This is a genomic window from Microvirga sp. HS2, assembly GCF_055792805.1.
On the sequence record NZ_JBVVAJ010000027.1, the window covers coordinates 1 to 26128 of the forward strand.

Genomic DNA, 26128 nt, shown 5'->3' on the forward strand with positions numbered 1-26128 from the left:
CCGCCGCCTGGGAAGCCGAGCGCAATCGCAACAGAGCCAAGGCGCATTGGCATTTCACCACCACGCAGGCTCGCTCCAAACTACGGCGGCTCTATCCTGCATGATCCCTGTGGCAAAGGACTACATGGCGATCATCGTAGGGTCCGTTCCCATCCTGAAGGACGGGAACCGCGAGGAGGCCCTTGCCGTCGCGCGTCAGGCCGCCGCCATGAACGTGGTCGCCGGCAAGCATTTCAATCGAGGGCAGCGGGCTTTCTTCTTCTCGCTCGCCTATCTCGGCTGGTTCGTCAGCGCTTATCTGTTTATTGGGGCGACGGCGGCCGTTCTGTTCGTCATGTGGCGCCGCCAGTTCATTTCCGATGCGCATGACGCGGCCCTGGGGCGTGAGAATGGTTAGAAACGTGAATTTGGAAGAACTCGAAGCCGTCCTGCTCTCGCTTCTCGACGAGCGCGGGCCCGGCAAGACCATCGGTCCGGTCGATGTGGCCCAGGCCGTCGGCGGGAATCAGCCGGAAGGCTGGGGGCCTCTCATGCAGCCGGTGCGGAAGGTGGCCGTGCGCCTGATGAAGGAAGGGCGGATCGTGATCCTGCGAAAGGGACGTCCGGTCGACCCCGACGATTTTCGCGGCACCTACAGGCTCGCGCTTCCCGCCGCCGCCGGTGAGGCGTGAGGGGCGGGGAACAGCACGTTCATGCGGCCTGTCAGGTAATAGCCAACGAGCCCGGCCCATTCCTTCGTGGCGACGTCGAGCCGCCGCAACCCGTCGGAAATGGACGCGAAGATGTAGAGATTGCTCGCGCCGCTGGTGCGGAAATCCACCGGATAGGGCGTGACGGGAAAGCCGACCTTGTCGAAGACGCCGACGGCACGGGGCATGTGCCACGCCGAGGTCACGAGCAGCCAGCGCTCGCCTTCCTGGGGCTGCACCAGCGCGCGCGAATAGATCGCGTTCTCGGACGTCGTACGCGAGCGATCCTCGATGATCATGCGAGCAGGATCGATGCCGATGCTCTTGAAGTAATCCGCGACGACGGGCGCCTCGTCGACGCCGTTGCCGAAGACCGTGCCGCCGCCACCGGAGATCAGGATGCGCGCCTGCGGATAGCGATGGGCCAACTCGATCGTGCCGAGGATGCGCTCCGCCGCCTCGTTGGCGGCGATGCTGCCCCGCGCAACGGAGTCCGACGCGTCGATGGCGCCGCCGAGAAGGACAATGCCGTCCACGGGCTTTCCGTCGTCCTTGAACTGGGGAAAGCGTTCTTCCAGAGGCACCATGAGAAAGGTGGCGATGGGCAGAAGGCCGAGGGCGATCGTCGTCACGGTCGTAATGAGCGCAAGGCCCAATCCGAAGGTCCGCAGGCGGCGGAACAGGGCGACGAGGAGGCTCAGCACGATCAGGCTGAGAAGCAGGTTGGATGGCGTGGCGAAGAACCAGGCGATCTTAGAGACGTAGTAAAACACCAGCCATCCTTCTGCGTTTGAGGTTTAAGCCTTCGACTCGGCTTCGTAGCGGGCCTTCGTTTCCGCGTTCGGCGGATAGAGGCCGGGGAGGGGAACGCCCTTCTCCACTTCGCGCATCACCCACAGCTCGTAGCGCTCCTGCTCGACGGCCGCTTTCGCCACGTCTGCGACGATGGCGGCGGGAATGACGACCACGCCGTCGCGGTCGGCAACGATCACGTCATCGGGGAAGATGGCGACGCCGCCGCACCCGATGGGCTCCTGCCAGCCGACGAAGGTAAGGCCCGCTACGGAGGGCGGCGCAGCCACGCCCGCGCACCAGACCGGAAGGTTCGTGCCTTCCACGCCCACGGCATCGCGCACGACGCCGTCCGTGATGAGCGCCGCGACGCCGCGCTTCTGCATGCGGGCCGTGAGAATGTCGCCGAAGATCCCGGCATCGGTCACGCCCATGGAATCGACGACCGCGATGCAACCCTCCGGCATGGCTTCGATGGCCGCGCGCGTGGAGATCGGGGAAGCCCAGGATTCCGGCGTCGCCAGATCTTCGCGGGCGGGAACGAAGCGCAGCGTGAAGGCGCGGCCCACCATCTTCTCCGTCGCGTTGAAGGCGGGCATGGGCCCCTTCATCCAGCAGCGGCGAATGCCTTTTTTCAGCAGAACCGTGGTGATGGTGGCGGTGGAGGCAGCGCGCAGGGCGTCGGCGATCGTCTTGTCGAGGGTCATGAGAGTTTCCTGACGTTAGGATAGGTTACTCATAGCGGGCGAGCGCGCGGAACGCCACCGCAAGACCTGCCATTCCTATGCACTATTATTTCGTGGTTGCAAGGGGCCAGGAATCACGTCTCGTTGATGGGCGCCCAGCGATGCGCGTCGTCCCCGCTGTCCCTGCCGTTCGCAGGAGCTTGTCTTTCAACGCTGTCACGGGAACGTGTGGACGATCTGAGCAAAATGCCGCATCTTTTTCCCGATGTCCGTCCGAAGCCACTCTGAATGGCGAGTTGACCTGGATGGGTGGCGGGTTCTTATGGCGATGGCCGGGAGCCGAGTCGCGCGTTCTGACACAGCGGCTGTTGAGGGGCAGAACATGTCGAAATTCCAGCGGGGCGGAAGTGCGGTTGCCGCAGGTGCCGATATGAGTGCCGAGCGTCCTTGGGTCGTGTTCAAACAGATCGGGCTGGTGGCGGCGCTGATCCTCCTGCCGCTCTTCTACGCTCTCGTCCCGCCGCTGGAGGATTACCCGAACCATCTGGCGCGGATGTACGCTCTTGCGACCATTCCCGGGAACGAGGCCTTGTCCCGCTTCTATGAGGTGGCCTGGGCGCCGGTCCCGAACCTCATCATGGACCTGATCGTTCCACCGCTGACGCCACTTCTCGGCGTCTATGCCGCGGGGCGGGTCTTCGTCGGGCTCACGCTCCTCCTCATGCTGCTGGGTCCCGTCGTGCTGCAGAGGGTTCTCAACGGCCGCTGGTCCGCCTGGCCTCTCGTCGGCGGCCTGTTCGTCTATAACGGCTTTCTCTTCACCGGCTTGATGAACTACCTGTTTGGGGTCGGCGTCGCTGTCTTCGGCCTCGCCGTCTGGATGGCCCTTTGCGACAGGCCTGTCGTCGTCCGGGCCATAGCCAGCGTCGCGTTCTGCGCCGTGCTCTATGTCTGCCACCTTTCGGCGCTGGGCCTCTATGGCCTCGGCATCGCCAGCTTCGAATTCTGGCGCCTGTGGACGCAAAAGGCGTGGCGGCCGATGCCGCTCGTGAGGAGCGCCTTGGCCCTCGGCGTGCCGTTCCTGCCGTTCCTCTATCTTCTCGTCACGAGCCCCACATGGGGACTCTCGAACGATGTCGTCTGGGAATCGCAAGGGAAGTTCGAGGCGATCACGCTGTTCTTCTCCGTCTACTCGGACTTTACCGACATTCCGTTCCTGATCCTCATTGCCGCGGCGATCGGGATCGCCATCCGGCGCGGACTGGTCCGCTTCCACCCGGCGGGTGTGATCGTGGCGGGCATTCTGACGATCGCTTTCCTGGCAATGCCCCGGATGGCGTTCGGCTCGTGGATGGCGGATCAGCGGCTGGTCGTCGGCATCTTCTTCATGACTCTCGGCTTCATCTCGGTCGATCTGAAGAAACTCGAAAACCACAACGCGTTCTTCGCGATCTGCCTTGTCGCCATCGCGTTTCGCATCGTCGACGTCTCCGCGCATTGGGTCGCCATTTCCCAGCCCCTTCTGGAACTCAAATCCTCGCTGCGCATGATGCAGCCCGGGTCGCGGCTCCTCGTCACTCAGGCGGACGATCCCGCCGAGGGTGCCATCGACGTGGCCCTGGCGCATGCGCCCAATCTGGCCCTGATCGAGAGGTCGGCTCTGGTGTCGCGGCTGTTCATCGTGCCGGGCAAGCAGATCCTGCACGCCCGCGCGGATCATGCCGCGCATGTGGATACGGAAGACGGCGACACGCCGACCATCAGCCGCGTGATCGTCGATGCCGACACGCACGGAGCTTCGGCCGACGGGCCGCATTATTGGGACCGCTGGCCGAACTTTTACGATTATCTGATCGTGCTCGGCACCGACCCCGACGAGACGGCCAATCCGGCGCCGGATCTCCTGCAGATCATGCACAACGGGCGAGGGTTCCAGCTCTACAAGGTCCGCAGGTCGTCCTAATTCCGGCTGGCGTGACCTATGCCGTCTTCGCGAACAGCTCGCGGCCGATCAGCATGCGTCGGATCTCGCTGGTGCCCGCGCCGATCTCGTAGAGCTTCGCATCGCGCAACAGGCGGCCTGTCGGGTAGTCGTTGATGTAGCCGTTGCCGCCGAGAAGCTGGATGGCGTCGAGAGCGCATTGCGTGGCTTTCTCCGCCGCATAGAGGATAGCGCCGGCGGCATCCTCGCGGGTGGTCTCACTCCGGTCGCAGGCTCTCGCCACCGCATAGACATAGGCCTTGGCGGCGTTCATGGTCACGTACATGTCGGCGACCTTGCCCTGGACGAGCTGGAATTCCCCGATGGGCTGGCCGAACTGCCTGCGCTCGTGAATGTAGGGAAGCACCACGTCCATGCAGGCCTGCATGATGCCTAAAGGCCCCGCGGCGAGCACGGCGCGCTCGTAGTCGAGGCCCGACATGAGCACGTTCACGCCCTTGCCGACCTGACCCAGCACGTTCTCCTCCGGCACCTCGCAATCCTCGAACACCAGTTCGCAGGTATCGGAGCCGCGCATGCCGAGCTTGTCGAGCTTCTGGTGCGTGGAAAAGCCCTTGAAACTTTTCTCGATGAGAAAGGCCGTGATGCCGCGCGGGCCGGCCTCCGGATCAGTCTTGGCGTAGACCACGAGAGTCTCGGCAATGGGCCCGTTGGTGATCCACATCTTGTTGCCGTTGAGAACGTAACGGTCCCCGCGCTTGTTCGCGCGGGTGCGCATGGAGACCACATCTGATCCGGAGCCGGGCTCCGACATCGCCAACGCGCCCACATGCTCGCCGGAAATCAGCTTCGGCAGATAGCGGCGCTTCTGATCGTCCGTGCCGTTGCGGCGGATCTGGTTGACGCAGAGATTGGAATGTGCGCCGTAGGAGAGGCCGACGGAAGCGGAGGCGCGGGAGATCTCCTCCATCGCGATCACGTGCTCGAGATAGCCGAGGCCGGTGCCGCCGTATTCCTCCTCGACCGTGATGCCATGGAGGCCGAGCTCGCCCATCTGAGGCCAGAGATCGCGTGGGAACTGGTTCGTGCGGTCGATCTCCTCGGCGCGGGGCGCGATCTTCTCCTGCGCGAAGTCGCGCACGGTCTCGCGGATCGCATCGGCGGTCTCGCCGAGGTCGAAATTGAAGGCTTGGGCGTTGCGTAGCATTCTTCCCTCCGGCTCCATTCCGCGATCCGGGATGGCCGGACCCGCGACGGGCATTGATTTTGTCCCCGCTATTTTGGTCAGCGTTGCTGCCCTTTTCAAGCTGACGCCAATTGGAAAATAGAGCAAGGCCGAAAGCACGGCGATGGGAGACGGCCTCGGCAAAATAAAACTCCCCCGTCGTTGGACGGGGGAGCTCGAGGACCACCTTCTCTTCTCGCTCCGGAAAGGAGAAAAGCCGGTCGGTTTTTCTCAGATCCTCACAGGATGAAGTCTCCGATCTTGAGATGGGCCTTGTTGCCGATCTTGATCTCGAACTCCGCGGCGGCATCCTTGTCCGTGTTGCCGTAGATGATGCCGTCCTTGTAGAGCAACTGGCCGGCCGCCGTGAACTTCTTGTTGCCGAACAGGAGCTTCGTGAAGGCGTTGTTGCCTTTCTTGGTGACGTTGGCGTCGATCTTGCTCAGATCGATGCGGTCCTGGCCGTGCGTGAAGTCGGTGATGAGCGCACGCCCCTTACCCTTGCCCGCATCCGCGGCGCTGCCGAAGGCGAAGATATCCTTGCCGGACTTGCCGGTGAGAACGTCCTTGCCTTGTCCGGCCTTGATGAAATCGTCGCCGCGGCTGCCATTCTTGAGGGCCTGCCACACGTCGTCGATCTCCCAGACCGCGCCGTCCGAGAACGCGATGTTCTCGAGGTAACCGCCATTGGGGGTCACGACGAAGTAGTCGTCGATGACGAGCCTCTGGCCATGCAGGAAGATCGCCAGATCGGCCTGGTCGTCGCCTGTCCTGGAGACGGAGACCTCCCTGGACGCGGCGAGGATGCTCAAGGTATCGACGCCATTGGAATCCGCGATGGTGTCGTTGCCGCCGCCGAAGGCCCAGCGATAGGTGTCGTTGCCGGCCCCGCCCATGAGCATGTCGTCTCCGGCGCCGCCGTCGAGCGTATCGTTGCCCAGGCCGCCCTGGAGGATGTCATTGCCGGTCGTGCCGAGAATGAGCTGATCGCCCTCCTGAGGAGGCAGAGGCGGGTCTTCGGGATCCGGATCGGGCTTCGGATTCGGAGCCGGATCCTCGTGCGGCGGAGGAGGTGGGTCTTCGGGATCCGGGATGGGTTCCGGATTGGGCGATGGGTCCGGGTCAGGGAACGGGCTTGGCCAGGGGCCGGGCGCCTCCTGGAGCACGGCAAGAACGTCGTTCAGGCTCCACTCGACACCATTTGCGAAGACGAGCTTCTCGATCTGACCGTTCTTGAAGGGCTCGTCGCTGAAGTATCCTTCGATGTAGAGGCGCGCCTCGATGTCGTCGCCGAACTGGATGATGAGCGGATAGCCCGGCTCGCCCAGGTGCGTATAGAACTTCAGCTGATCCGGCGTAGCATCGATGACGACCCTGTCGTCTCCGCCGTAATCGCGCACCACATCGCTGCCCTTGCCCGGGCCCCAGATATAGGTGTCGTCGCCCTCAGCGCCTTCGAGCAGATCCCGGCCGGCGCCGCCGTCGAGAGTGTCGTTTCCGTCGTATCCGTAGATGAGATTGTCGTCGTCTCCGCCGACAAGCACATCGTTTCCGGAGGTGCCGTGGATTTCCCGTGGCCAATGAGGCGGCTCCTCGGGCGGCGGCGGGGGCTCTTCCGGCGGATGCCCGTCGAGAATTCGGACCACATCCTCCAGATGCCACACGACGTGATCGGGCCCGAAGATCAGGTTCTCCACATAGCCGCCGTCTTCTCCGGCCAGGAAGTAGTTCCTGATCGTGACGCTCTCGCCATTGCGCAGGATGATCAGATCCGCATCGTTCGCCCCGCGGGCCAAAGTGACTTCGCTGTGCGAGAAATCCAGCACGAGCGTGTCGGTGCCGCCGTCGTCGATGATCTCATCGTTGCCGGATGCGCCGGGGCCCCAGGCGTAGACATCGTCGCCGTGCCCGCCTTGCAGGACATCGTTGCCGGCTTCTCCCTGAAGGACATCGTTGCCGTTGCCGCCGATGAGGGTGTCATCGCCGTCATGACCGAGGATGATGTTGTCCTCATCGCCGCCCACGAGCACGTCGTTGCCGTTGGTACCTTCGATCATTCCGGGCGGGTTTTCCGGCGGAGAGGGATCGCCAGGAGGCGGATAGGGCAGGCGCTCCAGAACATCCGCGCGGGTCAGAACGTCGCCGTTCGAAAAGACAAAGCGCTGAATGCTGCTCGCTTCGCTGTAGAAGTCCATGACGGTGAGCACGCCATTGGACGTGGCGAGGAGCAGATCGTCGTCCCCGATCGCATAGGACCAGGTGATGGAGCCGTCGAAGTCGATGCGCACAGTGTCGTCGCCGCTGTTGTCGACGATGACGTCGTCGCTGCCGCCGTCCCAAACGTAAACGTCGTTGCCGTCACCGCCGAAAAGGACGTCGTGGCCGTTGCCCCCGACAAGGGTGTCGTTGCCCTCGTATCCGAAGATGTGGTCGTCCTCGTCGGAGCCGACAAGCGCATCGTCACCGGAAGTGCCGTGGATTTCCCCCGGCCAGTGAGGCGGCTCCTCGGGCGGCGGTGGGGGCTCTTCCGGCGGAGGAGGCGGGGCCTCACCGGACACGGCCGCCAGCACCTCATCGAGATGCCAGACGGTTCCATCCGAGAAGACGATCTTCTCGATGTGGAGCGTGGGGTTGAAATAGCCCTGGACTTCGAGGACCGCCTCGCCGGAGGTGATCCGCAGCGTGGTCGTGTTCGGATCCTGCGTGAAGGTCAGTTGGGCCGACGTCGCATCGATCCGGATCGTGTCGTCACCCATGCCATCGAAGATGACGTCATGTGTGCCCGCCATAGGGCTGCCAGATGTAGGTGTCGTTGCCCCATCCCCCATTCAGCACGTCGTTGCCGGCGCCGCCGTCGAGGGTGTCGTCCCCATCGCCTCCGTCGAGCCAATCGTTCCCGCCGAGCCCCGCGATGGAGGTACCCTCCGCAGGCGCTCTGATGAAATCGTCGTAATCCGTCCCCACGATGGATGGAGAATCGTCGGTTGTACTCATAATGCCCCTCCAAGTGGCCAAGCCACCGGAGCATCTATGAAACTTTTCCTCCTTCTGGGAACTCTCCGAACGGGGAGGTTCAATCAGAAGATGCGCTCGATCCGGCGAAATCGGTGGGCGTGAACGTTGTTCCGCCTTCTGATCGAGCATCGGGTCCCAAGGGCACCGTTTTTGCGTCGAACAATGCTCGAAATTCAGAAGGGGAAAGCCGCGGACGGGGTGCTGTCACGTCCGACATTTGAGAATGTCTCGCAGCCCACCGCCCTTTTCCTCCCCTTGGGGCGAGGGAGCGGCTAGATGAGCCTACATCCAGCAAGACGCAGACCCAACCTCTCCCGTGCGAGAGAGGTCGACGCGCGTCGGAGCGTCGGGTGAGGGTTGCGCGCTCTCCGGAAAGACCTGTCACCCCTCACCCCAACCCTCTCCCTCAGGGAGAGGGAGCGCGCGGTCGCGACGGTTGTGCATTCTTGAGCATGCGCATCGCTCTGACTTTCCGCCCTCTATCCTCAATCCCTCCCTATGCAGGCGAGGGGGCGGTACAACTTATGGTGCAGGTAAGCCCACTCGCGGACATGCCCGCGAGGGTTGGGAGAGGAAAGCGCGTATGTCGAGGTTCTGTCGAGCCTAGTCGTCGATGCTCGCCGTCTGGACCGGATCGAGACCCTGGCACTTTCCGGCAGAGGCGAGCCTGCGGTAGTCGCGCGGGTCGCAGGCGCTCTGGACGAACATGCGCCACTGGTTCTCGGTGCCGTAGAACGTATTGCGGTCCACGTCGCCGTCGATGCCCGGCACGCGGCCGGTGGTGGTGAATTGCCAGAAGGTCCAGCGGCGGTCGGCGTAGCGCTCGTGCGGCTCTGCGGCGGTGCTGCGGATCCAGAAGGGATAATCGGTGAACTCGCCTTCCAAGATTTCCTTATGGAAGGTGATGTCTGTGTAGATGATCGGGCGCTTGCCAGTGTGCGCTTCCATCTCGCGCAGCATCACGCCGATCATGGCGAGGGCCTGCTCGCGCGGAACCTTCTTCGGGCAGTTTACGGACTGGCCGTTCCATTCCACGTCGAGGACCGGGGGGAGGGCCTCCGGGTCGGCCGGCACGTTCCTCTTGAACCAAGCCGCCTGCTCGTGGGCCGGACGGCACCAGAACACGAAGTGATAGGCCCCGCGCGGAACGCCGGCCTTCTTCGCGCCGTGCCAGTTTTCCATGAAGCGGCTGTCGATGTGGTCCCCGCCTTCGGTGGCCTTGATGAAGGCGAATTTCGTCCCCGCCTGACGCAGCGACGCCCAATCCACCGGTCCCTGCCACTTGGAGATGTCCACCCCGTGGATCGGGAGCCTGTGGGCGGTCGCAACGCCCTGGTGCGGGCGCGCGTCGCCCTTGGCCGGGTAGCGGCTCGTGGGGGAGATCGCGCAGGAGGCCAGTCCGAATGCGATGGCAGTCAGGGTGCCGAGGCGGGCAGCCCGAAAGATCGTCGTCAGACCGGAGCTTCTGGAGCGGCGGGAGGAACGGCGGCGTGTCGTCATCGGGCTTATCTGTCAGGAACGCAGAACTTGATCGCACCAGGGATGCCCCCAAACGGGTTAACATCCTCCTTACGACCAAGCTCTTGAAATCCTATTACAGATTAAACCACAGCGTGGCTATACCCAGGAAGGAGAAGAAGCCGACGATATCGGTGATGGTGGTGACGAAGGGGCCGGAGGAGACGGCGGGGTCCACGCCGAGGCGGTTGAGCCCCAGGGGCACGAAGATGCCGCCGAGCGCCGCGAAGATCAGGACGGTGATGAGGGCGAGCCCGATCACGAGGCCGATCTCGGGTGTCTGGAACCACAAAGCCGCCAGGCCGCCCATGATGACGGCGAAGACGATGCCGTTGAGAAGGCCGACCGCCGCCTCGCGCGAGATGATGCGCCAGGCGTTGGAGCGTCCGAGATCGCGGGTGGCCAGCGCCCGGACAGCCACCGTCATGGTCTGCGTTCCCGCATTGCCGCCCATGGAGGCGACGATGGGCATGAGGATGGCGAGCGCCACCATGTGCTGCAGCGAATGCTCGAACATGCGGATGACGCCCGCTGACAGAAAGGCGGTGCACATGTTGGCGAAGAGCCAGGGGAAGCGGCTGCGCTGAATGTAGAAGACGGTGTCCGACAGTTCCTCTTCCGGCTTCACGCCGCCGAGCTGCTTGATGTCGGCATCGGCCTCCTCTTCCAGCACGTCGACGATGTCGTCGACCAGGATCACGCCGACGAGGCGGTTCTCGGCATCCACCACGGCGGCGGAGACGAGGTTGAACCGTTCGAAGAGGCGGGCGACGTCCTCCTGGTGGTCTGTGGCCTCCACCCGGTCCGGCTCGTCGTCCATGATCTCCTGGATCGTGATGGGACGCTTCGAGCGCAGCAGCCGGTCGAGGGCGACCGCGCCGAGAAGATGCCCCGCCGGATCGATGACGAAGATCTCGTAGAACGTATCGGGCAGGTCCGCCGTCTCGCGCATGAAGTCGATGGTCTGGCCCACCGTCCAGAAGGGCGGCACGGCGATGAACTCGGTCTGCATGCGCCGGCCGGCGCTGTCTTCCGGGTAGTCGAGGGAGCGCTGGAGGGCGACGCGCTCCATGGCCGGAAGCTGATCGAGAACCTCGGCCTTTTCCTCTTCCGGCAGGCTTTCGAGAATCGTGACGGCGTCGTCGGAATCGAGGTCGCGCACGCCTTCCGCGACGGTCGAGGTTTCGAGCTCTTCGAGAATCTCCTCGCGGACGGCTTCGTCCACCTCGGTGAGCGCGGTGAAGTCGAAGGCCGATCCGAGCAGCTCGATCAGGCGCGGGCGCTGTTCCGGCGCCAGCGCTTCGAGGAGGTCGCCGAGTTCGGATTCGTGGAAGTCCTCCACCAGTTGCTGCAGGCGCTCGGAATCGGACGCGTCGATGGCGTCGGAGGCGGCGGCGAGGAATTCCGGATTGAGTTCGCCTTCCTCGTCCCGGAAGGTCAGAGGCTGAGGAACCGGCCCGTTGGGCGGTGGAAGAGTCGGGTTGTTGTCGACTTCCAGCATGAGCCTGTCCTCGGAATAGTGAGCGGGCCTTTTAGGGGCGTGAGGGCATGGGTGCAACGCGCCTGAAAGTCTCGTTCAGGGGATTGGTTAGTCGCCGTTCCTGCAAGATTGATTCAGGTTCACGAGAGTGAGCTTCGGGAACCTAGTGCGTTATGGGGAATGCGCAACAAAAAAGGCCCCGGAAGGGGGCCTTCTTGTCATGCCCGAAGGCATCCGATGAGTTGGTGCGGCCAAGAGGACTCGAACCTCCACGGGTCTCCCCACTAGCACCTCAAGCTAGCGCGTCTACCAATTCCGCCATGGCCGCGGAACTCGTCTTCAGGAGTGTCGCTCCCGAAGTGGTGGTGGCTCTAACAGATCGATCCGGGCGCCGCAAGCCCATCTTTTCACTCTGTCGCGAAACTCGACATTTCCTATGGGAAGATGTGCATCGCGAGACCATCAATCCCCATATGAAGGGCGGGTTCGGGGGGAATCGCGTGTTGACCGTCGTGGTTTTCCGGGCCCACAACATCGCGACATTGAGCAGAAGGTGAGAAGGTGTCGAACCTGCGGGACAGCTTGGCCGATCGGTTTTTGAGCGAGAGCGGATCCGATTCCGTGGAATGGGCGATCTCCGAGGGGCTGACGCCCTATGAGGCGGCGGTCGCCTTCATGGAGGCGCGGGTCCAGGCCATCGCCGACGGCGAGGCGCGCGAACTCGTCTGGCTCGTGGAGCATCCTCCGCTCTATACGGCCGGAACCTCGGCGCAGCCCGCGGATCTGGTGGATCCGAACCGGTTTCCGGTTCATCAGACTGGGCGGGGAGGGCAATACACCTATCACGGCCCCGGCCAGCGCGTGGCCTATGTGATGCTCGACCTGAAACGCCGGCAGCCCGATCTGCGGCGCTATGTGGCGGCCCTCGAAGCCTGGCTGATCGGGACGCTCGCGGAATTCAACGTCCGGGGCGAGCGCCGGGAGGACAGGGTCGGCGTGTGGGTGCGCCGTCCCGACAAGGGCGAGACGACCGAGGACAAGATCGCGGCCATCGGCATCCGGGTCCGGCGCTGGGCGACCTTTCACGGGATCAGCCTCAACGTGGAGCCGGACCTCTCCCATTTCAGCGGCATCGTTCCCTGCGGCGTGACCCAACATGGGGTGACGAGTCTGGTGGATCTTGGGATTCCCGTGACCATGCCGGAGGTCGACGCGGTCATGCGCAAAGCCTTCGAGGACATCTTCGGCCCGACCGAAAGAGTGGAGGCACCGTTGCTTCCTGGCCACGAGGGGTAGTTTTTCACATCCGCCATGGTCAGGCTTCTCCTCCTGGCCGCTTCGTGCTCTAAGCTAGAGCAAACGGATGATCATTGGCGGATATTTCATGCAGCGCACCCTCCTTGCTTCCCTTCTTCTCCTCGGCGTCTCGGCCTGCAGTTATCATCCCGATCCGACGGATCTGGTGAAGGTCGTCGATTCTCCTGCCGACGTGCGGGTATGCCAGCGCCTCGGAGAGGTGAGCCCCGTGGTTCCGACCACCCCCGGCTTCGGCTCTGCGTTCGACGGCATGAAGGAGGCGGTGGTCGCCCTGGGCGGCACGCATCTTTATCTGCAGCAGACCTCTCAGGACTGGTCCCTCGTGCGCGGCATCGCCTATCGCTGCGGCTCCAAGGTCATCCAGAGAGAGACCGTCATCCGGGCCAAGGGCTGACGACAGCTTCACGACGGCGCTGTGAGGGCTCCCTCGTCCCGGCGACTGACGGAGAGCCCTCCGGTTCAGCCGTGAAGGAGCCACCACAACAGGGAGCCTGACGCCGTGCCCGTCATAGCCACTTCCGCCGACCTCACGTCGGACAATGCGCGGGCGAACCGCGCCGCCTGGGCGGACCTCGCCCACGATCTCCAGGCCAAGCGGCAGGCCGCCGCCGAGGGCGGGCCTGCGAAGGCCCGGGAGCGCCATCTCGCACGCGGCAAGCTGCTACCGCGCGAGCGGGTGATGCGCCTCATCGATCCGGGCGCTCCCTTCCTGGAGATCGGCTCTCTCGCGGCCTACGGCATGTACGAGGACGCCATTCACGGGGCCGGGATCATCACCGGCATCGGGCGGGTCGAAGGCCGCGAGGTCATGATCGTCTGCAACGATTCGACCATCAAGGGCGGCACCTATTATCCGATGACCGTGAAGAAGCATCTCCGCGCGCAGGAGATCGCCCGCGAGAACCGTCTGCCCTGCATCTATCTGGTCGATTCCGGCGGCGCGAACCTGCCGCACCAGACGGAGGTCTTTCCGGATCGCGACCATTTCGGCCGCATCTTCTACAACCAGGCGACCCTGTCCTCGATGGGAATCCCGCAGATCGCCTGCGTCATGGGTTCTTGCACAGCAGGCGGCGCCTATGTGCCCGCCATGTCGGACGAGACCGTCATCGTGCGCCGCCAGGGCACGATTTTCCTGGGCGGCCCACCCCTGGTCAAGGCGGCGACGGGCGAGGTGGTCTCGGCGGAGGATCTCGGCGGCGCGGACGTCCATGCCCGCCAGTCGGGCGTCGCGGATCATTACGCCACCGACGACGTGCATGCGCTGGCCATCGTGCGCCGCATCGTCGGCACGCTCAACACGCGCAAGCGGATCGACATCGATCTCGCCGAGCCGGTGGAGCCGAAATACGCGATCGACGATCTCGATGCGATCGTGCCCACCGATCTCAAGAAGCAATACGACATCCGCGAGGTCATCGCGCGCCTCGTCGATGGTTCGGAGTTCGACGAATTCAAGCGGCTCTATGGCACCACGCTCGTGACGGGCTTCGCCCGGATCTGGGGCATGCCGGTTGGCATCGTCGCCAACAACGGCATCCTGTTTTCGGAAAGTGCGCAGAAGGGCGCGCATTTCATCGAGCTGTGCTGCCAGCGGCGCATCCCGCTGCTCTTCCTCCAGAACATCTCCGGATTCATGGTCGGCCGTCAGTACGAAGCGGGCGGCATCGCCAAGGATGGCGCGAAGCTCGTCACGGCCGTGGCCTGCGCCCAGGTGCCGAAGATCACGCTGCTCGTCGGCGGCTCGTTCGGCGCGGGCAATTACGGCATGTGTGGCCGCGCCTATTCTCCGCGCTTCCTGTTCACCTGGCCGAATTCGCGCATCTCGGTGATGGGCGGCGAGCAGGCGGCGAGCGTCCTCGCCACCGTGCGGCGCGACAACCTCGAAGCCGAAGGCAAGAGCTGGAGCGCGGAAGAGGAAGAGGCGTTCAAGGCTCCCATCCGCAGCAAGTACGAGGAGGAGGGCTCTCCTTATCATGCAACGGCCCGGCTTTGGGACGACGGCATCATCCTGCCCTCCGAGACCCGCCGGGTGCTGGCGCTGGCCTTCTCCGCCGCCTTGAACGCCCCCGTTCCGGAAACGAAATTCGGCGTGTTCAGGATGTAAGGTGCAGAATGGGGCTCGCTTTCGGAACCGGCCGGGGTTCGTCGGGATTTTCACGGCATGCCTACGAGCGCGCTTGAGACATACCGCTCCGACTACGCCGAGCAGATCGCGCGCCTGACCGATCTTCGTGACAGGCGCATCGAGAGGGCGTTCGCCACGGTTCCCCGCGAGGCATTTGTGCCTCCGCCCCCATGGACCACCATCAGCGCGGGAGTGGCTGTCCCGACGTCGGACATCGCCGCCATCTACGACAACGTCCTGATCGCCATCGATCCCGAGCGCGGCATCAACAACGGCGAACCCGCGCTTCATGCCGCCTGGCTCGACGCGGTGAGCCCCCAGCCGGGTGAAACGGTGGTCCATGTGGGTGCAGGGACAGGATACTACACGGCGATCCTGGCGCATCTCGTGGAGCCTGGCGGCCATGTGGACGCCTTCGAGTACGAGGCTGACCTCGCCGCGCAGGCGGCGCGCAACCTGGCGGGGTACACCCCTGTGACCGTCCATGCCGGATCGGCTTTCGGGCGGCCGTTGCCCGAGGCGGACGTGATCTACGTCAATGCCGGCGTCGTGGCGCCGGATGCCGAATGGCTGAAGGCCCTCAAGCCGGGCGGGCGGCTCATCTTTCCATGGCAGCCCCATAAGGGCTGGGGGCCTGCCATTCTGGTCCGTCGCAGGACAAGGGGCTTCAGCGCGAGGCCGCTCATGACCGTGGGCTTCATTTCGTGCAGCGGGACGACGGAGCGTTCCAAGTCTGCCGGCAAGCCTGCCGAGGCCGACCTTGGCGCCGTACGCTCGGTCTGGCTCGTCAGCGACCGCCTTCCCGACCGAACCGCACTGGCCGTCTACGAGCAGGTCTGGTTCTCGTCGGCTGAAGTCGAAGCTTAGGATACGCGGGCTTTGTGCGCGCCCGCACCTTACCTAGCGGAATCATCGGTTAGACTTTCCGTATAGGGAAGTGGTGAATGCCGGGCCGGAAGGTCTGTTATAGAGTATCCGACAGGTGGTTGAATTTGTTGCCTCCAAGCAACACCCAGAAACCTTCCTCATCCTGCCGTTCTTGGCCCGAGCGTCGCCGCGATCCCGCCATAAAGGGCGATCACCTGTAAAAGCCAGCTAAAGTGCTTCTAAACCAACGCTTTATGACGAAGCGCTCCAGGGGTATTGCCGATTAACTCTGTCGGACGGCCTGTTGCGAGGATCATTGCATCGGTGGCGCAGCACATGGCAGATCACGAAAGTTCCATCCTGGTGGGGGCTCTCGTGAGAACCGGATGGAAAAGAGATAAAAATCCATGCACGCGCGCCTGATCGACATATCGAAGTTGATGAACCGTCACATGACGGTAGCCGTCTGCGCGTTGGTCTTGCTCGGCTCGTCTTCTGCCTTTGCTCTCGACGCCGCGCCGCGTCCTCAGCCTCTCACGCCGGCGCTCGCGCCCGGCCTAGTTCCGACCGTGAAATACGGCTCGGTCCGCGAGGCCCTGCGCACAGGGATGCGCGATTACAACGCGGGCGACAAGCTCGGCGCCGCTGCAGCGCTCGAATACGCGGCGGGACAGGGGCACACCCTGGCGCTCTGGAAGCTGGGGCGGATGTATGCGGATGGCGACGGCGTCGAGCACGACGACCTGAGGGCATTCGAATATTTTTCCAGGCTCGCGGACCAGCATGCGGACGAGAGCCCGGATTCTCCGAACGCGATGGTCGTCTCAAGCGCCTTCGTGGCGCTCGGCTCCTATTTTCTCGACGGGATCAAGGGCACCTACGTGACGGCCAATCCGGGCCGGGCCGTGGAGATGTTCAACTACGCCGCGTCCTATTTCAGTGATTCCAACGCCCAGTACAATCTCGCCCGCCTCTACATGGAAGGAACGGGCGTTTCCCAGGATGTGCGGCAGGCCGCGCGCTGGTTCAACCTAGCGGCCGAGAAGGGGCATTCCCCGTCCCAGGCGCTCCTCGGACATATGCTGATCAATGGCCAGGGCGTGCCGCGCCAGCGGGCCAAGGGGCTCATGTGGCTGACGCTCGCCCGCGAATCCGCGGCGGCTTCCGGCAAGGACCAATGGATCGAGAGCCTGTATCAGGAAGCCTTCTCGTCCGCCGACGAGAGCGACCGCAAGCTCGCCCTCGCTCTTCTCGAGCAATACATCCAGTCGCGCCACTAGAGCATCGGATCGCGCGGCGTTCGATGCGGACCTGTCGTCGCGCTGACGGCGATTAGGCGATCTCCAGATCCACCATCACGGGCACGTGGTCGGAGGGCTTGTCCCAGCCGCGCACTTCCTTGCGGATCGACGCGCTTGTGAGCCTGTCCTGCGCCTGCGGAGACAGGAGGAGATGGTCGATGCGGATGCCGTTGTTCCGCTGGAAGGCTCCCGCCTGATAATCCCAGAACGAGTAGAGCCCCGCCTGGTCGCTGCAGGCGCGCAGGGCATCCGAGAAACCCAGGTTCAGCAGTTCCCGGAATTTTCTGCGGCTTTCCGGCTGGAAGAGGGCATCGTTCGCCCATGCCTCAGGATTGGCCGCGTCCTTGGGGTCCGGAATCACGTTGTAGTCGCCGCTGAGCACGAGGGGCTCCTCCAGCGCGAGAAGGCGGCGCGCATGGGTGTTCAGCCGGTCCATCCAGGCGAGCTTGTAGTCGAATTTGGGCGTGCCGATGGGGTTGCCGTTGGGCAGATAGATGGAGGCGACCCGCACGACGCCTTCCGACGTGGGGACGATGCCCTCGAGGTAGCGGGCCTGCTCGTCGCCTTCGTCCCCCGGCAGCCCTCGCCGCACATCCTCGAGCGGGCGCTTGGAGAGGATCGCGACGCCGTTATAGGTCTTCTGGCCGTGGGTGACGACGTTGTAGCCGAGCGCCTCGACCTCGGCCCTGGGAAACGCCTCGTCCATGCATTTCAGCTCCTGGAGGCAAAGCACGTCGGGATCGGCGCTCTTCACGAAGGTGGCGAGATGATCCAGTCGCTGCTTGATCGAGTTCACGTTCCAGGTGGCTATGCGCATCGTGTCCGTCTCGTCTTTCTCTGACAGCTTTCTTCGGATTTTCACGGAGAGCTTGCAAGGGGAACCGGACGCCATCCCCATGGCATCCCATAAAACCGTCCCGGTTCCATGCCATCGACAGCGCGACATGCTTTGCGCTACCACTCGGCGCGCCTGCGCTTTGGCGTGTCTTGAACGCGCCAGTGCCATGGGTCTGACGCTGGCAGCGCTCGTCCGCGCTCCCGAGGAAAGGTGACCGATGTCCCGCATTGAAATCCATGGCTATGCCATCGTCTCGGACAACGATTGCATTGCCGATGCGACGGGCCGGACGCCGGACGTGCTGCGCAACGATGCGGATTGGGCCTATTTCCAGGCGGAGCTCAACCGGTCCGACCTGACGGTCCTGGGGCGTCTGGGGCACGAGGCGAACCCGAATCCCCGAAACCGGACCCGCATGATCCTGTCCTCCTCGTCGCGGGGAATCGAGAGGCGCGCGGACGGCTGGTGGTGGAACCCGCAGGCTCTGTCGTGGGAGGAGGCCGTTCGCATGGTTCTGCCCTATGGCGGCCGAGTCGCGGTGCCGGGAGGGCGGCGGGTTTTCGATCTCTTCCTTCAGATCGGTTACGACGCCTTCCATCTCACGCGGGCCGAGGGAACCGTCGTCCCCGATGGCGTCCCGCTTTTCTCGGGATGCGAGGGCGGAACGAGAGCCGAGGCGATCCTCGCCGGGGCGGGCCTCAGGCCCGGCAATCGGCAGGTGATTGATCCGGCGGGCCCCGTCAGCCTTGTGGTATGGCGTCGCTGATCTGAAACTTCCCGAGCCTGCGCAGAGTTGATGTGCGGAACCCTTGTCGGGAGAAGCACATGCGCTTCACGATTCCAGCCGTTCGGATCGTCGCCGGCCTCGCGGCCGGCACTGCCTGGGCCCAGGGCTCGTCATCCGGAGGCTCGGGCTCCGGTGGGGGTGGCACGGGATCCTCTTCCGGCAGCACAGGAACCTCCGGCGGCACAGGGTCCTCCACCGGCAGCACAGGATCATCGTCCGGCGGCATGACGACAGCCCCGTCGACGGGCACGGCTCCCACGCCCGACAGCACCTCCACGCTCTCGCGTCCCATGCCGGGCGCGCAGACCCCCGCCAGCCCCGCGACCAATGCACGCCGGACTTCGCCGCCGCCGGATGGGGCGAACACTCCGCCGACCCCTCCGCCGGGCAGCGAGGGCAGCACGGGCGGCGCTGCGGAGAACAATGCGGCCGCCACGACCACGGGCGGCATCTCCGGCAACAACCAGCGTCCGGGGCAGCCCTCGGCCGTCCCGCCCTCTACAAGAGAGCAAAAGCTCCTCGAGGAAGGCCGGGAACTGGAGGAGAAGGCCAAGGAGGGCATCTGCCAGGGGTGTTGAGGCGCCGTCCTTGCCGCCGATCCGCGTATGCGCCCTTTTCCGGCCGGAATGATCCGGTTTCGAAAGGCCGGTAGAACAATGGCTTTCGCCGTCTCCGTAAGCATTCGTTAACCATGCGCGCGCATTCTTTTCCCGCGGCCGATGGAAGTGTTCCAGGCGATTCACCGGGGGTAGCGCTCATGACCGAAAAGAGTTTCGCAGACACGATCCGTGAGAGGATCGCGGCTGTTGAGGTGGTGACGGAGGCGATCGCGGGGCAGGGGAACGAAACCGACCTGCGGGATTTGCGCGTCCTGCTCATCAACACCATGAGCCTCCTGAGCCGCGACCCGGGCGTCGAAGCCGCCGTAGACGATCTCTACGCCGCTGCCCGGGAGACCGTGAAGGATGCCGTGGCCGGCGTTCATCCCGTGTCCAGGAACGTGCGCATTCTGCGCAGCGCCCTTGCCCGCTTCGCCGAGAGAGTGCCGGTCGTCTCCGGCCTGTCGGACGACGCCGACGACGCCCTTCGTTTCCGCGGCCTGGAGGCGGCTTACGCGGTTCAGCTCGAGCGCAGCTCGACAGAGGTTGCCGACGAAGAGCCGGAGGTTCGTTCCGCGGCCTGATTTTTTATGCTGCTCTCCAGCATTGGGCAGGCTGATCTTCCAGGAATTTTGCCCTGGTACAAGGTTCATTAAACGAGGGACATATCGTCATGTTCCTCGCACGGCGTGCCTATCGCGTCGCCGGGGTTCCTGATGTCACCACGATCACGGATTGCGATGTCGCCGACGGTGCGACCAGGCTGAACAATGCCATTCTCAAGAAGCTGACCAGAACGGGCGTGCTGAGCCCGAGCGTCTTCGTTGTCGGCAGCAAGGCGCACGATAAGAACGATTACATCATCTACAGCGGGAACAGGGGCACCCTGTCGTACGATCCGGATGGATCGGGGGCATTCCAGTCCCATTCTGTTCGAGAAGCTCAAGCCGGGTCTTGCAATCACGCACAGTGATTTCATAGTGATCTAGAGCATTTTTCCGCGAAGCGGTTCCGGTCGCCCTTTAAAATTCCCGTGCTCCCCAAACAAAAAGCCTCCCCGGATCGCTCCGGGGAGGCTCATTTTTTGGTTGGCCTTTAGATGACGATGAAGTCGGCGTAGGTCATCTTCAGGTTCTTGTCGAGCTGAGCGAACTTGACCGCAGCACCCTTGCCAGACCCGTCGGCATCGTAAGAGAGCGCGCCGGTCTTGTTGTCGTAGATGATGTAGTCGTTCGCGTCCTTCGCCTTCGGACCGATGGTGAAGAAGTCCTTGTTCAGCGTGCCCGTCTTGGTGAGCTTCTTGAAGATGGCGTTCTCCAGGTGGATCGTGTCGTCCGTCACGCTGAAGGCGGTGATGGTGTCCACGTTCGACTTGGCGTTCAGCGTCGTGTTGAACACGAACACATCCTTGCCTGCGTTACCGTTCAGGAGATCGTTGCCCAGGCCGCCATACAGCTTGTCGTTGCCGCTGCCGCCGGAGAGAGTGTCGTTCTTGGCTCCGCCGACGATGACGTCGTTTCCGGAGGTGCCGACGACCTTCTCGACCGCGACGTCGGTGACGCCGATGGTGAGGTACTCGATGTAGGTCCCGCCCTTGGCGTCCGTCACCTGCACCTTCACCTTGTGGCTCTTCGCCTGCTCGAAGTCGAGGGCGACACCGTTCGCAACCACCAGCTTGTTCCCGCTGATCGCGAACCGCCCGCCTGCGCTGTCGAGCAGCTTGTAGGTGAAGGTTTCCTCAGGATCCGAATCCTCGGCCGTGAGGGTCCCGATGACGGTCCCCTTGGCTGCGAACTCGGCAACGAGCGCCCCGGAGAGGGCGATATCCGTGGGTTTGTCGTTCTTCGTATCGATGACGAAGTTCCCACTGATCTCCCCGGTGCCCGCATTGCCCGCCACGTCCGCGAAGCCGTCCTTCACGGTAATGACGTTCGCCACGCCCTCGAAGCCTTCAGTCGGCGTGAACGTCGCCGTCCAGGTCAGGCCGTCTGCGGAGGCAAGGTTGGACAACTTTCCGTTTTCCACCTCGAGGTCGTCCAGACTCAGCTTCACCTTCTCCGAGAACGTGATGGTCACGCCAGCCGTCTCGCCGGTCCTCAGCACCGTGTCGCTCATGGCGATCGACTCGACGGTCGGGCCCTGAGTGTCGACGGTGAAGCGGTAGGTGGAGTTGGTGACGCGTCCGTTCGCAGCCTTGTCGAACGATGCAGCCGTGACGGTGTAGGTGCCGTCGGGCAGATCGCCGGTCGAAGGCAGCTCCCACTTCCCGCCCGCGTCCGCAACCGTCCAGAACTGGTATTCCTGACCGTTGTCGCCGGAGAGGATCACCAGGACCTTGCTGTCCACTTCGGCCGTGCCGCTGATCGTCTGAACGTTGACGTTCGTGATCCGGTCCGTGCCGTTCGAGCCCGTATCGTCGGAGATGCCGGTGATCTTGGGCGCCACCGACGTGGCGTCGATGGTGACCTCGATCGCGGCCGTCGTGGAGCTGTTGCCAGCCAGATCCGTGACGACGGCACGGAACCGGTACTCGCCATCGGCCAGGTTCTTCTGGGCAGCGGTCGTGGTTTCCCACTCTCCGTCATCCTTCGACACCTGATAGAGTACGGTAGCGCCAGGCTCGATATTCGACAGCGTCAGATCGAACGTCTTGTCCTGGGTGATGCCGTCGATGCTGCCGTCATTGTCGTCCAGGTTGTCGAAGGCCAGCGTGCCGGCATCCGGGGCTTCGGTGTCGAGGGTGAAGGTGATCGGCGTGATGTCCGACACGTTGCCGGCCTTGTCCGTCACGCGGACTGCGACCGTATGCTCGCCCTCGGCCAGAGCGCTCGGATCGTAGTCCTCGCTCCAGTCGCCGTCATCCACCTGATACCAAACCGTGGCGCCTTCCTCGGCGGTGACCGTCAGCGCACCATTGTTGGTGAGAAGATCGTCATCCGTGCCGCTGTCCTGGGTCAGCGCCACCTCCGGAGCATCCGGAGCCGTGGTGTCGATGGTGATCACCTTCGTGGTGGTGGTGAGGTTGCCAGCGGCATCCTTGGTCACCACCGTGATGGTGTGTTCGCCATCTTCGAGCACGGTCGCGTCGAAGGAGTAGCCGTCCTCCGTTTCCGTCAGATCGGTATCGCCGATCTTGGCGGACACGATGTCAGCGCCGGCTTCAGGCGTGATCGCCACGGCAACCGCATCGGTGGCCTCGGCCTTGCTGATGCCGTTCGCCTCACCGTCGACCGTGATCGCGGCATCCACCGGAGCCGTGGTGTCGATGGTGATCACCTTCGTGGTGATGGTCTCGTTGCCAGCGTCATCCCTGGTCACCACCGTGATGGTGTGATCGCCCTCTGCCAGTTCAGTGGCGTCGAAGGAGTAGACCCCATCCGTCACCGTGAGATCGGTATCGCCGATCTTGGCGGACACGATGGTCGCGCCGTCTTCGGGGGTGATCGTCACAGCAACCGCGTCGGTAGCCTCGTCCTTGTTGAGGCCATCGGTCTCGCCGGCGACCGTGATCGCGGCATTGGCCGGAGCGGTCCTGTCGAGGGTGAAGGTGATCGGCGTGATGTCCGACACGTTGCCGGCCTTGTCCGTCACGCGAACGACGACCGTATGCTCGCCGTCATCCAGGGCGCTGGGGTCGTAGTCCTCGATCCAATCGCCGCCATCCACCTGGTACTCGACCGTGGCGCCTTCCTCGGCATCGACCGTCAGCGCACCATTGTTGGTGAGAAGATCGCCGTCCGTGCCGCTGTCCTGGGTCAGCGCCACCACCGGAGCGTCCGGAGCCGTGGTGTCGATGGAGATCACCTTCGTGGTGGTGGTCTCGTTGCCGGCGGCATCCTTGGTCACCACGGTGATGGTGTGGTTGCCCTCTGCCAGCTTGGTTGCGTCGAAGGAGTAGACCCCATCCGTTACCGTGAGATCGGTATCGCCGATCTTGGCGGACACGATGGTCGCGCCGGTTTCGGGGGCGATGGTCACGGCGACCGCATCGGTGGCCTCGTCTTTGTTGAGGCCCTCGGTCTCACCGTCCACGTTGATCTCGGCATGCGCCGGGGGCGTGGAGTCGACGGTGATCACCTTCGTAGTGGTCGTCTGGTTTCCAGCGGCATCCTCCGTGACCACTTCGATAGCGTAGCTGCCGCTATTCAACGTGGGCAGGTGGAAGGAGTAGACGCCATCCGTCTCCGTGAGATGAACGTTGGAGCCGATCGTGGCCGACACGATCCGGATGCCAGGTTCCACATCGATGGACACGATCACGGGCTCAGCGAGCTCGGATGCGTTCAGGCTGTTCTCCTCGCCGGCCACGGCGATCACGGCCTCAGCGGGAGGCGTCTTGTCGAGGGTGAAGGTGACCGACGTCGAGGCTGACGCATTTCCGGCGTCATCCTTGGCGCGGACCTGGACCGTGTGTTCACCATTCGCGAGGCCGGTCGGGTCGTAGGTGGTGCTCCAGGTGGTGCCTCCATCCAGCGAGTACTCGACCGTGGCGCCGTTCTCCACGCCCTCGATCGTCAGCTCACCGCTATTGGTGATGCTGTCATCTGCCAAACCGCTGTCGGTCGTCAGGGCCACCGTCGGAACGGCCGGAGCCTTGGTGTCGATGGAGATCGCCTTGGTGGTGGTGGTCTCGTTGCCGGCGGCATCCTTGGTCACCACGGTGATGGTGTGGTTGCCCTCTGCCAGCTTGGTTGCGTCGAAGGAGTAGACCCCATCCGTCACCGTGAGATCGGTACCGCCGATCTTGGCCGACACTATGGTCGCACCGACTTCGGGCGTGATCGTCACGGCAACCGCATCGGTGGCCTCGGCCTTGTTGAGGCCATCGGCCTCACCGGCGACCGCAATTGCCGCATCCACCGGAGCCTTGGTGTCGAGCGTGAAGGTCACCTGGCTCACCTGGGACACGTTGCCGGCCGTGTCGGTCGCACGGACCTCGACCGTGTAGGCGCCGTCCGCCAGAGCGTTCGGATTGTAGGTTTCGGTCCAGGCGCCGCCATTCACCTTGTACTCGACCTTTGCGCCTGCCTCGGCGTTCACGGTCAGCGCGGCGCTGTTGGTGATGCTGTCGCCTGCCGAAGCGCTGTCGGTCGTCAGAGCCACCGCCGGAGCGACCGGAGCGGTGGTGTCGATGGTGACGTTGAGCGGAGCCGAAACAACAGATTCGTTGCCAGCCGCATCGGTTGCCTTGGCGGTCAGCGAATGCTGTCCGGAGGTCAGGGCGTTCGTCGTGACCGACCAGCTGCCACCGGCGTCAGCGGTGGCGCTTCCGATCACGTCGCCGTTGCCGTCATACACGGTGACGGTCGCGCCAGCTTCCGCCGTGCCCGTGAGGGTCGGGGTGGTGTCGCTGGTGATGCCGTCGTTGCTGGAAGCGCCTGTGTCGCTTGCCGCCGTCAGGACCGGAGCCGAGGGAGCGGCTGGCGCCAAGGTGTCGAAGGTCAGCGACGGGGCAGCGGCTGCGCCGCCTTCGTTGTTAGCCGCATCGGTGTATTTGCCTGCCGCGACCGTGATGCTGGCCGAGCCGCCGTTGGTTTTGTCATTCGGCGTGAAGGTCGCGGTGCGGGTCGTCCCGGTGCCGGAGAGGGCGCTGAGCGTGCCGCCGTCCACGACGATATCGTCCAGGGCGAAGCTCGCGCCCGGATCCTCGCTGAAGGTGAAGGTGATCGTGGCGGTCTCGCCGATCTTCAGCGCGGGCTTGTCCGACGTGATCGTCAGAGTCGGAGCTTTCGTGTCGACGGCGTAGCTGTCGCTGGAGAGGCCCGTGCCCGCGTTGCCAGCGGCATCGGTGAAGCCCGAGCCGACGGTCACCACGTTGTCACCGTCTTCGATGTCGGTGTCGGGCGTGAGGGTCCCGGTCCAGGTGATTCCGCCATCGGCTGAGGCGAGCCCGCCGATCGTGCCGTTGCCGACCGTCAGGTCGGACACGTCGAAGCCGGCGACCGCTTCAGAGAAGGTGATCGTCACAGTGGCCGTTTCGCCAGCCTTCAGGGCGGTGTCGCTCAGCGTCACCGACTGAACGGTCGGGGCGGTGGTGTCGAAGGACTGACCCGTCAGCGTCTTGTGTCCCGCGTTGCCGGCGAGGTCGGTCACGGTCGAGGTGATGGCGACGGACTCTGAGCCGTCGAATGCGTCCGGCTTGGCGGTGTAAACGTCCTTGCCGTTCTCCAGGGTGACGGTGAACAGGGTCGTCAGGTCAGTGACCGGGGCGCTATCCACGGTCACGGCAATGGCCGTGCCCGCATCGACCGAGAAGCTGTTGCCCGAGACGACGGGCGTGGGCGCTGTCGGGGCCTGGTTGTCGATGGTGACGGAGATGACATCCGAGACGGATGCGTTGCCTGCGTCGTCGGTGACCACGGCGCGGAACTGATACGCGCCGTCTGCCAAGTCGGACTGAGCGGCTATCGTCGTCGTCCAGCTAGCGCCGCCATCCGTGGAAACCTCATAGGCGACGGTAGAGCCGGGCTCGTTGCCGCTCAGGGTGAGGTCGAAGCTCTTGTCTTGAGTGATGAAATCCGAAGCGCTCGATCCGGTGTCGTCGAGGCCCGAGAAGGTGAGCGTACCGGCGGCCGGGGCAGCGGTGTCGACCGTCAGGGGACGCTCCACGGAGTCGAGCTCTGTGTCGCTTCCGTCAAAGAACTTTACTGTTACAGGACCGCTTAGCAGGCCACCGACTACCTCCGCGTCCAGCGTGTAGCTCCAGGTGGTGGCACCTTCGGTAAGCGGGATTGGGTATTCCACACCACCAATGTTGAGCGTTAGGTGATCGCCCAAAGCTGCGCCCTGAGGCAGCGTTCCCGTAATTGTCAGCGATTGACCGGCCTCGCTGGCATTGATGATATCGTCGGATGCAATAACATCCAGGGTAATAAATTCACCCATCTCAAACCCCCAGTGCTCGCCCTTTGGGCGAGTCTTGTCCATGTCGTCAGGCCGTCGAG

General features: G+C 63.9%; 21 protein-coding genes and 1 tRNA gene. 12 read left to right on the forward strand and 10 right to left on the reverse strand.

Annotated elements, in window-relative coordinates:
- Positions 1–124: 124 nt before the first annotated feature.
- The gene (locus ACS5Q0_RS19895; RefSeq protein ID WP_473128384.1) at positions 125–397 is read left to right on the forward strand and encodes a DUF599 family protein; all 273 of its coding nucleotides are present in this window, start codon (positions 125–127) and stop codon (positions 395–397) included.
- Positions 390–671, forward strand: coding sequence for a DUF3253 domain-containing protein (locus tag ACS5Q0_RS19900; protein WP_473128385.1), 282 nt, complete (start codon positions 390–392; stop codon positions 669–671). The genes ACS5Q0_RS19895 and ACS5Q0_RS19900 overlap by 8 nt, the downstream gene beginning before the upstream one ends.
- On the opposite strand, the gene ACS5Q0_RS19905 is transcribed toward ACS5Q0_RS19900, so the two are convergent.
- Together ACS5Q0_RS19905 and ACS5Q0_RS19910 are read right to left on the reverse strand one after the other, a co-directional pair.
- Positions 632–1462: a YdcF family protein gene (locus ACS5Q0_RS19905; protein ID WP_473128386.1), complete on the reverse strand. Its 831-nt coding sequence runs from the start codon at positions 1460–1462 to the stop codon at positions 632–634. The two genes, ACS5Q0_RS19900 and ACS5Q0_RS19905, sit on opposite strands and share 40 nt — an antisense overlap.
- A gap of 24 nt (positions 1463–1486) precedes the next feature.
- A complete protein-coding gene (locus ACS5Q0_RS19910) occupies positions 1487–2188 on the reverse strand; it encodes a ribonuclease activity regulator RraA (RefSeq protein WP_473128387.1) in 702 nt (233 codons plus the stop codon).
- A 361-nt stretch (positions 2189–2549) separates the two neighbouring features.
- On the opposite strand from ACS5Q0_RS19910, the gene ACS5Q0_RS19915 reads away from it, so the two are divergent.
- On the forward strand, positions 2550–4130 hold the full coding sequence (locus ACS5Q0_RS19915; protein ID WP_473128388.1) for a hypothetical protein: 1581 nt from the start codon (positions 2550–2552) through the stop codon (positions 4128–4130).
- A 16-nt stretch (positions 4131–4146) separates the two neighbouring features.
- Here the strand turns inward: ACS5Q0_RS19915 and ACS5Q0_RS19920 are convergent, their stop codons facing one another.
- The 6 genes from ACS5Q0_RS19920 to ACS5Q0_RS19945 all read right to left on the reverse strand — a co-directional run bounded on the left by ACS5Q0_RS19920 (position 4147) and on the right by ACS5Q0_RS19945 (position 11675).
- Positions 4147–5316 carry an isovaleryl-CoA dehydrogenase gene (locus tag ACS5Q0_RS19920; RefSeq protein WP_473128389.1) on the reverse strand — a complete coding sequence of 390 codons (1170 nt, stop codon included), beginning with the start codon at positions 5314–5316 and terminating at the stop codon, positions 4147–4149.
- A gap of 257 nt (positions 5317–5573) precedes the next feature.
- Positions 5574–8123, reverse strand: coding sequence for a calcium-binding protein (locus tag ACS5Q0_RS19925; RefSeq protein WP_473128390.1), 2550 nt, complete (start codon positions 8121–8123; stop codon positions 5574–5576).
- Positions 8107–8328, reverse strand: coding sequence for a hypothetical protein (locus ACS5Q0_RS19930; protein ID WP_473128391.1), 222 nt, complete (start codon positions 8326–8328; stop codon positions 8107–8109). The genes ACS5Q0_RS19925 and ACS5Q0_RS19930 overlap by 17 nt, the downstream gene beginning before the upstream one ends.
- 624 nt (positions 8329–8952) lie before the next feature.
- On the reverse strand, positions 8953–9849 hold the full coding sequence (locus tag ACS5Q0_RS19935) for a glycoside hydrolase family 25 protein (RefSeq protein ID WP_473128392.1): 897 nt from the start codon (positions 9847–9849) through the stop codon (positions 8953–8955).
- Between the two features lie 94 nt (positions 9850–9943).
- Positions 9944–11368, reverse strand: a complete 1425-nt coding sequence (mgtE, locus tag ACS5Q0_RS19940; protein WP_473128393.1) for a magnesium transporter — start codon at positions 11366–11368, stop codon at positions 9944–9946.
- A gap of 222 nt (positions 11369–11590) precedes the next feature.
- Positions 11591–11675, reverse strand: a tRNA-Leu gene (locus ACS5Q0_RS19945).
- Positions 11676–11908: 233 nt separating this feature from the next.
- On the opposite strand from ACS5Q0_RS19945, the gene lipB reads away from it, so the two are divergent.
- The 5 genes from lipB (at position 11909) to ACS5Q0_RS19970 (ending at position 16939) form a co-directional block, all read left to right on the forward strand.
- Positions 11909–12643, forward strand: coding sequence for a lipoyl(octanoyl) transferase LipB (lipB, locus tag ACS5Q0_RS19950; protein ID WP_473128394.1), 735 nt, complete (start codon positions 11909–11911; stop codon positions 12641–12643).
- Positions 12644–12731: 88 nt separating this feature from the next.
- Entirely contained in the window at positions 12732–13058 is a 327-nt protein-coding gene (locus tag ACS5Q0_RS19955; RefSeq protein ID WP_473128395.1) for a hypothetical protein, read from the forward strand.
- Between the two features lie 105 nt (positions 13059–13163).
- Positions 13164–14771: a carboxyl transferase domain-containing protein gene (locus ACS5Q0_RS19960; RefSeq protein WP_473128396.1), complete on the forward strand. Its 1608-nt coding sequence runs from the start codon at positions 13164–13166 to the stop codon at positions 14769–14771.
- Positions 14772–14828: 57 nt separating this feature from the next.
- Positions 14829–15659: a protein-L-isoaspartate O-methyltransferase family protein gene (locus ACS5Q0_RS19965; RefSeq protein WP_473128397.1), complete on the forward strand. Its 831-nt coding sequence runs from the start codon at positions 14829–14831 to the stop codon at positions 15657–15659.
- A gap of 440 nt (positions 15660–16099) precedes the next feature.
- Positions 16100–16939, forward strand: a complete 840-nt coding sequence (locus tag ACS5Q0_RS19970) for a tetratricopeptide repeat protein (RefSeq protein WP_473128441.1) — start codon at positions 16100–16102, stop codon at positions 16937–16939.
- A 52-nt stretch (positions 16940–16991) separates the two neighbouring features.
- Here the strand turns inward: ACS5Q0_RS19970 and xth are convergent, their stop codons facing one another.
- Positions 16992–17777 (reverse strand): exodeoxyribonuclease III, encoded by a 786-nt coding sequence (gene xth / locus ACS5Q0_RS19975; protein WP_473128398.1) that lies wholly within the window; start codon positions 17775–17777, stop codon positions 16992–16994.
- A gap of 238 nt (positions 17778–18015) precedes the next feature.
- Between xth and ACS5Q0_RS19980 the strand changes: the two genes are divergently transcribed.
- The 4 genes from ACS5Q0_RS19980 to ACS5Q0_RS19995 all read left to right on the forward strand — a co-directional run bounded on the left by ACS5Q0_RS19980 (position 18016) and on the right by ACS5Q0_RS19995 (position 20157).
- On the forward strand, positions 18016–18564 hold the full coding sequence (locus tag ACS5Q0_RS19980; RefSeq protein WP_473128399.1) for a hypothetical protein: 549 nt from the start codon (positions 18016–18018) through the stop codon (positions 18562–18564).
- Positions 18565–18623: 59 nt separating this feature from the next.
- Positions 18624–19163: a hypothetical protein gene (locus tag ACS5Q0_RS19985; RefSeq protein ID WP_473128400.1), complete on the forward strand. Its 540-nt coding sequence runs from the start codon at positions 18624–18626 to the stop codon at positions 19161–19163.
- A gap of 179 nt (positions 19164–19342) precedes the next feature.
- The gene (locus tag ACS5Q0_RS19990) at positions 19343–19768 is read left to right on the forward strand and encodes a hypothetical protein (RefSeq protein ID WP_473128401.1); all 426 of its coding nucleotides are present in this window, start codon (positions 19343–19345) and stop codon (positions 19766–19768) included.
- Positions 19769–19857: 89 nt separating this feature from the next.
- Positions 19858–20157 (forward strand): hypothetical protein, encoded by a 300-nt coding sequence (locus ACS5Q0_RS19995; protein WP_473128402.1) that lies wholly within the window; start codon positions 19858–19860, stop codon positions 20155–20157.
- Positions 20158–20279: 122 nt separating this feature from the next.
- Here the strand turns inward: ACS5Q0_RS19995 and ACS5Q0_RS20000 are convergent, their stop codons facing one another.
- Positions 20280–26069: an Ig-like domain-containing protein gene (locus ACS5Q0_RS20000; protein WP_473128403.1), complete on the reverse strand. Its 5790-nt coding sequence runs from the start codon at positions 26067–26069 to the stop codon at positions 20280–20282.
- Positions 26070–26128 lie beyond the last annotated feature (59 nt).